The organism is Mycobacterium sp. NGS67 (assembly GCF_059812185.1).
The window spans coordinates 1-1,310 of sequence record NZ_JCALCF010000072.1 but is presented as its reverse complement, the minus strand read 5'-3'; the positions used below and the strand labels follow the sequence as shown (position 1 = coordinate 1,310).

Annotated in this window: 1 protein-coding gene and 1 other annotated feature; the gene reads right to left on the bottom strand. The window is 60.3% G+C overall.

Annotated elements, in window-relative coordinates; genetic code table 11:
- Nucleotides 1-22: 22 nt before the first annotated feature.
- A protein-coding gene (locus AC5Y4D_RS27260; protein WP_500038765.1) for an IS3 family transposase occupies nt 23-1,263 on the bottom strand; the annotation gives its coding sequence in 2 pieces (ribosomal slippage) (nt 23-978 and nt 978-1,263; 1,242 coding nt in all).
- Nucleotides 887-988 (bottom strand) — a sequence feature (AL1L pseudoknot). Its footprint overlaps the gene before it by 102 nt.
- Nucleotides 1,264-1,310: the final 47 nt, after the last annotated feature.

The window sequence follows — 1,310 nt, the reverse complement described above, 5'->3', positions numbered from 1 at the left end:
TGAAGTACCCCAGGTTTTGTTCCTATGTAGTTGCGAGGGCCGGGGTTGGCTGGCTCGCGGGTTGTGAGGCGGCTAGCAAGGCGGCCTCGTACTCGGCTGGTGGGATATAGCCGAGGGCTTCATGCAGGCGCTCCTGGTTAAACCAGGCCACCCAGGCGGCGGTGGCCAACTCGACGTCGGCGATGCTGCGCCAGGGTTTGCCACGGTTGATCAGCTCGGTCTTGTAGGCCGCGTTGACGGCCTCGGCAAGGGCGTTATCGTAGCTGTCGCCCCGGGACCCTACCGAGGGAGCGATCCCCAACTCTCCCAACCGCTCGGTGTATACCAGCGATAAGTATTGGGATCCGCGGTCGGAATGATGAATCAACTCAGATAGATCTGAATCAGACTGCCACACTGCATGATTGAATGCCTGCAGAGGAAGGTCTTCGGTGCGCATCGTGTCAGCGACCGCCCACCCTACGATCGCGCGAGTGGCCACATCGCTGACGAACGCGGTGTAGCAAAATCCCTGCCACGTGCGGACATAGGTGATGTCGGCGACCCACAGCTGGTTGGGCAGCATCGCAGCGAACTGCCGGTTAACCAGGTCCGGCGGTGTTGCGGCCGTGGGGTCAGACACCGTGGTGAAAACCGGCTTGCCGCGCTGCACACCACGCAGGCCGGCTTTCTTCATCAGCCGCCGGGTCTGCTCCCGTCCCAGCTGCCAACCTCGGCGTTTCATGGCGCGGTGCATCTTGTTGACCCCGTAGCACGAGTAATTCTTCTTGTGGACCGTCTTGAGTTCGGCGATCAGCAGTTCGTCGCGGATCGCGCGGTCAGACGCTGGACGGGTTCTGACTGCCCGGTACCCGCGTGAGGTGAAAAATCCCGTGATTACCGCACGCAGGGTACGGCAGATGAACTCGACCCCGAACTGATCGCGGTGGCTATCGATGAAGGCGATCATTTCATCACGGGGCGGTCGAGTTCCGCTGCAAAAAATGCGGACGCAGCCTTCAAAACTTCGTTGGCTCTGCGTAATTCGACGTTCTCACGCTTGAGCCGTTTGATCTCGGCATGCTCTTGACTGTTCAATCCAGGCCGTTCACCGGCATCGATCTGAGCTTTACGCCGCCACCGGCGCAGGGTCTCCTCAGCGATACCCAGCGTGGCCGCGGCCGAACGGATCGCCTCAAACTCAGAGATCCCTTCCGACTGCAAAGTCGTCTCGAGCATCCGCAACGCTCGCTGCCGGAACTCCGGCGAATACTGACGGGGCATGATTTCCATCCTCCTATAGAGAACGGAACAAAACCTGGGGTACTTCA